Origin of the sequence: Pseudomonas protegens, assembly GCF_003732485.1 — a bacterium.
GTDB lineage: Bacteria > Pseudomonadota > Gammaproteobacteria > Pseudomonadales > Pseudomonadaceae > Aquipseudomonas > Aquipseudomonas protegens_B.
This window is the reverse complement of record NZ_MOAK01000053.1, coordinates 108,754-114,700: the sequence shown is the minus strand read 5'-3', so window position 1 is coordinate 114,700 and position 5,947 is coordinate 108,754. Positions and strand designations below refer to the sequence as shown.

Here is a 5,947-nt window from a genome sequence, read left to right as displayed (position 1 = left end):
GATCGGAATCTCGTAGAAGCGTGCACCCACTTGACCGGCAGCCTTGGCCGCGGCCCGACCCACGGCCTCGTGATCGAGGTTGCCGTCGCCGCGCCAGGTGCTGAACACCACATCGCTGTCACGCAGGTAACGGCTGATGAATGGCACCAATTGCTGTTCGCGCTCGCTCAGAGCGCTGTCGGCAAAGCCGCCACGAATCCACTTCAGGCTGTGCAGGGGCAGGCCCAGGCGACGCAGGGCCTCGGCGCTTTCCTGGGGCCGGAACACACTGAGACGACGCTTGGGCCACAGCTCGGAACCGGGGTGACTGGCGCTGCCGTCGCTGATGGAGATCAGTTGCAGGGGGTGGCCATGGTGAGCGAGCACTTGCAGCAGGCCGCCGCTGGCCACCACTTCATCGCCGGGGTGGGGGGCGATGATCACGGCCCGGGAGCCGGGTGGCACCAGATTGCCCAGGTTGATGGGGGGAACGTCGGCCAGGTGACGGGCACCGTTCCAGATCTGGCTGGGCCAGCTGTTGTCTATTGCGGGTATGGCTTTCATGAAGTGTCACATCCCTGTTTTCCGGGTCACGGCAATGGCGCCTGAACATCCGTTCAGTGGCGACCCTGGGTTTGCACGCACGCTGATTCCATGGCATCTGCCTCAGCGTGAAGTACCGGTGCTCCATACCTTTGGGGCACCGCGATTCGAGGCCAATCATACACAGCCTGACGCTTTCCACGCAGTGGCAGCCCAAGCTTATTTATTGATCACGAACCCTGTCACAGGGTAGACGGCAATCGCACTTCGGGGGAGGCGCGTTGACGAATGCCATGCTGTACTTCACGGCCCTCCACAAGGTTGCGTCAGGCTTTGCAGGTAGTCGCCGAAGCCGCCCTTGGCCCGGGCGTTGAGGCGCCCGCTGGTAATCACCTGAGGGTGCTCGCTCCAGGCGATGCTGGCGCCGCAGCGTTGCAACTGTCGCACCAGTTGCACATCTTCGTGGCAGGCCAGGGCCTCGAAGCCGCCCGCGCGGACATAGGCCGCGGCGCTGATGCCGAGGTTGGCGCCATGGATATGCCGATGGCCATCGCCGGCCTGGTAGGCGTTGCGATAGCGGATCTGCGCCTGGGGGGCGAAGCCTTCGCTCCAGCGGTCGACGGTGACGGTGCCGCAGACGGCGTCGGCACCCAGGGCCAGTTGGGCCACCAGCCAGTCGTCGGGCACGCGGCTGTCGGCGTCGGTGCAGGACAGCCAGCGGGCGCCGGCCTGCAGCAGCAATTGCGCCCCCGCGGCCCGGGCCCGCCCGACGTTGCGTACCTGCATTTGCAGGTGTTGCACGGCGAACTGGCGGGTAATGCTCAGGGAACGGTCGGAACAGCTGTCCAGCACTACCACGATCGACACTTCTTCGTTGAGCCCGGGGTGGCTGGCGGCTTTCAGCGCACAGCGCAGGCAATCCGCCAGCAACTGCTCCTCGTTATGGGCGGGAATCACCACTCCGATCATCGCAGGCCCTCCAGAGTCGCGACCGAATCCGCTTCGCGGCCCCAGAGGTCGAGGAGAAAGTCCGCTTCCTGGTGTTCCAGCAGGCGTGGCAGCTGCAAATGGCGATGGAGCAGTTCGTGCACTTGCCCGGCATCCAGCGGGCACTCGGCGATGGGCGGGCGCCAGTGGCAGGCCAGTAACTGGCCATCCGCGGCCAGGGAGCCCAGGGCCCGTGCCACCAGTTGCGCCAGGTCGGCGGCGTCCAGGTAATAACCGATCTCGCTGATGACGATCAGATCGAAGGGCCCCTTGGGCCAGTCCCGGGGCAGGCGGCCGTGTTCCACCCGGGCATGGGGAAAGGCCCGCAAGCGTTGCCGTGCCAGGTTCACCGCATTGTGCGCGGTGTCGTAGCCCAGCAGGCTGTCGCAGCGGGTAGCTAGTTCGGCGCTGAGCTCGCCATTGGCGCAACCGGGTTCGAAAATGCTCCGGTAGTGGCGGCGCGGCAGGCTGGCCAGGGTGATGGCGCGCTTGCGCTGCTCATACCAACGCTGGCGAAAGGCCCAGGGGTCCTGGTCCCGGGCGAACAGCCCTTCGAAATAACGACTGTCGACACTCATAGGAACACCACCTCAAAAGGTTGCAGCAGACGCTCGATGATGTGCGGTGCCAGCACCGGCGCCAGGCCGATCTGCGGGTCGCCTTCCAACTGGCTGGCGAAGGCCTGGAGGGCGTGGCGCTTGCGGGCCACCTGGGCAGGGCTGAGCAGTACCTTGCGGGCGCGTTCCCAGGGCAGTTGCCGGCCCTCGGGATCGGCCCAGTGCCAGGTCCAGATCGGCAGTTCCTTGAGGCTTGCGCCCGCTGCCCGGGCGGCCAGGGCGCTGGCCCGGCCCACGGCTTCGTGGTCGCAGTGGCCGTCCTCGCACCAGGTGCTGAAGAGCACGTCACCGGCGCGCAGGCAACCCTGGATGAACTGCGTCAGGGCGGCTTCGTCCCGGGCAACGCGGCTGTCCTCGAAGCCCGCGCGCAGCCAGGTGATGCGCTGCAGCGGCAGGCCCAGGCGGCGTAAGCCTTCGGCGGACTCCTGGGGCCGCACCTGGCTCAGGCGCTGCACCGGCCAGCGCCGGGAGCCGGGATGGCTGGCGCAACCATCGGTGACCGAAATCAGCAGCAGTTCGCGCCCTGCGGCTGCCAGCAATTGCAGGAGGCCGCCGCAACCGAGGATTTCATCGTCCGGGTGCGGGGCCACAATCACCGCCCGAGCCCCTTGGGGAACCAGGGTCTGAATATCCACCGCGGCCATGGCCTGCAGTTGCGATGAGGCCTGCCAGGCTTGCAGCGAGGTGCCGCGACCGACAATCGGATTGGTTTTCACAGTTGCCATCCTCCCGGGTCCGCGGGTGCATGGGGGGCGCTGGCCAGTTGTTGGCCGAGAATGGCCAGGTCGCGTTCGGCATGGCTCTGGCGGATAAACACCGGCAGGTCGGCCAACAGCCGGGCGAAATGCCGGTCCAGGCAATAGGGGCCGGCGCCCAGCGCCCGGCCGACGTGGTGCAGCACGCTGTCGACGCTGGCTTCGGTCACCGCCCGGGCGCGTCGGGCCAGCAACTGGCAGTCGGCCTGGGGCGCCTGATCCAACTGCCGGGCACTGTGGCGCAGCACGCAAGCGGCCTGATGCAAAGCGCTGTCCACCGCTCCCAGGTGGGCCTGGGCATGGGGCTCGTCGCGCCTGGCGCAGTGTTCGCGCAGGGGACCCGCGATGGCCTGGGCGGCCCCCAGCCAGCAGGCGGCGATGCCGATGGCGCCCTGCCAGAAGCCCGGGCGCTGCACATAGTCGTCCGGCCCGCCGACCCATTGGCCGCGGGCCTCATGGAAACTCACCCGCTGGCTGCCGGTACTGGCCATGCCCACGGCTTGCCAACTGCCGGTTTCGACCTGCACTTCGGGCTGGTCCAGGACCACGGCCACCAGACGCTGGTGGCCGGCGGCGTCCCAGGTGGTGAGCAGGGCATGGCTGAGTACCTCGGCCCCCGAGCACCAGGCCTTGGTGCCGCCGAGCCGGCAGTGCGGGCCATCGGCAACGGCGTGTACCCGGGCCTGGGGCGGCTCCGCGGCCCAGGTGCCCCAGGTCGCGCCGGAGGGAGCAGCGAAGCCCAGTTCGGCCATGATCGCCAGGGCGTCGGTGTGCCCCTCGTAGAGCTTGCACAGGCCCAGGTCATGGCCGGCGACCCTGGCCAGGGCCTGCCAGCGTTGCAGGGTGGCGCCGCTTGCGGGCAGCGGCAGGCGGTCCAGCCCGGCGTCCACCAGAGCCTCCAGGCACAGGCCCAGGGCGCGGGTATCGGCATGCCCCAGGTCGGGGGAGTGATGCAGGAAGCCTTGCAGGTCCATGTTCAGTCTTCTTCCTCATGTTGCAGTTCGAACAGCAGCAGGGAGCGCCCGGTCACCGAATACTCGTGGCCGAAGGCAAAGCGTTCCTGGCCGCGCACCGCCGGCTGGTTGGTGTCGAGCATGCAGGTCCAGAACTCCCCGGCGGGCACCTGTGGCAGGCGGAAGTTGACGATGTCGTGGTGGGCGTTGACCACCAGCAACAGGGTGGCGTCGGCCCCAGGGCGGCGGATCCCGGTTTCCTGGGCGCGGCCGTCCAGCAGCATGCCCAGGCAGCGACCGTGGGGGTCCTGCCAGTGCTCGGTGGTCATCTCGCTGCCGTCGGGAGCCAGCCAGGTGACGTCCTTGACCCCGATGTCCTCGTTGTAGCTGCCCACCAGGAAGCGCCCGCGCCGCAGGATCGGGTAGCTCAGGCGCAGCTTGATCAGGCGCTTGACGAACTTGAGCAGGGACTTGCCGTCGTTATCCAGCTCCCAATTGACCCAACCGATCTCGCTGTCCTGGCAGTAGGCGTTGTTGTTGCCGTGCTGGGTGCGGGCGAATTCGTCGCCGGCCACCACCATCGGCGTGCCCTGGGCCAGCAGCAGGGTGGCGAAGAAGTTGCGCATCTGGCGCAGGCGCAGGGCGTTGATCTCGGGGTCGTCGCTGGGGCCTTCGACGCCGTGGTTCCAGGACAGGTTGTTGTTGCTGCCGTCCTGGTTGTTCTCGTCGTTGGCTTCGTTGTGCTTGTCGTTGTAGGACACCAGATCGTGCAGGGTGAAACCGTCGTGGGCGGTGACGAAGTTGACCGAGGCGTAGGGCCGGCGGCCGCGCTGGTTGAACATCTCGCCGGAGGCGGTCATGCGCCCGGCAAAGTCCGCCAGTTGGCCGTCGTCGCCTTTCCAGAAGGCCCGTACGGTGTCGCGGAAACGATCGTTCCATTCCACCCAGCCCGGCGGGAAGTTGCCCACCTGATAGCCACCGGGGCCGCAGTCCCAGGGCTCGGCGATCATCTTCACCTGGCGCAGCACCGGGTCCTGGCGGCAGGCCACGAGGAAGCTGTGGCGCTCGTCGAAACCGTCGTGGTAGCGGCCGAGAATGGTCGCCAGGTCGAAGCGGAAGCCGTCCACGTGCATTTCCGTGGCCCAGTAGCGCAGCGAGTCGGTGACCATCTGCAACACGCAGGGGTGGCTCAGGTCCAGGGTGTTGCCGGTGCCCGAATCGTTGATGTAGAAGCGCTTGTCGTCGGGCATCAGGCGGTAGTAGGAGGCGTTGTCGATGCCGCGCATGGACAGGGTCGGGCCTTGCTCGTTGCCTTCGGCGGTGTGGTTGTAGACCACGTCCAGGATCACCTCCAGCCCGGCTTCGTGCAGGTGGGCGACCATTTCCTTGAATTCGGCGATCTTGCCGCTGGCCAGGTAGCGCGGGTCGGGGGCGAAGAAGGCGATGCTGTTGTAGCCCCAGTAGTTGGTCATGCCCTTGTGCAGCAGGTGCTGGTCGTTGACGAAGGCGTGGATCGGCAGCAGCTCCACCGACGACACCCCGAGCTTGCGGATGTGCTCCAGCACGTCGTCCACCATCAGCCCGGCAAAGGTCCCCCGCAGGTTTTCCGGTACTGCGGGGTGGGTCATGGTGAAGCCGCGCACGTGGGTCTCGTAGAGGATGGTCTTGTCCCAGGGCACGCTGACCCGCTGGTCGTGGCCCCAGGTGTGGGCCGGGTCGATGACCTTGCACTTGGGCACGAAGGGCGCGCTGTCCCGTTCATCGAAACTGAGGTCGGCGTCAGGATGGCCGATGGTGTAGCCGAACAGTGCCTCGGACCATTTCAATTGGCCCACCAGCTGTTTGGCGTAGGGGTCGATCAACAGTTTGTTGGGGTTGAAACGGTGACCGTTGGCCGGGTCGTAGGGGCCGTGCACACGGTAACCGTAGATCAGCCCCGGGTGAGCGTCGGGCAGGTAGCCGTGGAAGATTTCGTCGGTGTATTCCGGAAGTTCGATGCGTTCGAGTTCCACTTCGCCGGCATCATCGAACACACAGAGCTCGACTTTGGTGGCATTGGCCGAGAACAGCGCGAAGTTGACGCCCAGGCCATCCCAGGTGGCGCCCAGAGGGA

At 66.9% G+C, this 5,947-nt stretch carries 6 protein-coding genes; all 6 read right to left on the bottom strand.

What is annotated here, in order from left to right; genetic code table 11:
• Positions 1-543: PIG-L deacetylase family protein (locus BLX41_RS13665; RefSeq protein ID WP_259744871.1), on the bottom strand; the 543-nt coding region annotated here is incomplete at its 3' end.
• Between the two features lie 282 nt (positions 544-825).
• A complete protein-coding gene (locus BLX41_RS13660) occupies positions 826-1,491 on the bottom strand; it encodes a glycosyltransferase family 2 protein (RefSeq protein ID WP_123725317.1) in 666 nt (221 codons plus the stop codon).
• Complete coding sequence (locus tag BLX41_RS13655; protein ID WP_123725316.1) at positions 1,488-2,087, bottom strand: class I SAM-dependent methyltransferase; 600 nt, start codon at positions 2,085-2,087, stop codon at positions 1,488-1,490. Before BLX41_RS13655 ends, BLX41_RS13660 begins: the two co-directional genes overlap by 4 nt.
• Positions 2,084-2,842: a PIG-L deacetylase family protein gene (locus BLX41_RS13650; RefSeq protein WP_123725315.1), complete on the bottom strand. Its 759-nt coding sequence runs from the start codon at positions 2,840-2,842 to the stop codon at positions 2,084-2,086. The genes BLX41_RS13655 and BLX41_RS13650 overlap by 4 nt, the downstream gene beginning before the upstream one ends.
• Positions 2,839-3,855: an acyl-CoA dehydrogenase family protein gene (locus BLX41_RS13645; RefSeq protein ID WP_123725314.1), complete on the bottom strand. Its 1,017-nt coding sequence runs from the start codon at positions 3,853-3,855 to the stop codon at positions 2,839-2,841. Before BLX41_RS13645 ends, BLX41_RS13650 begins: the two co-directional genes overlap by 4 nt.
• A gap of 2 nt (positions 3,856-3,857) precedes the next feature.
• A partial coding sequence (gene glgX, locus BLX41_RS13640; RefSeq protein WP_123725313.1) for a glycogen debranching protein GlgX occupies positions 3,858-5,947 on the bottom strand: 2,090 nt, incomplete at its 5' end.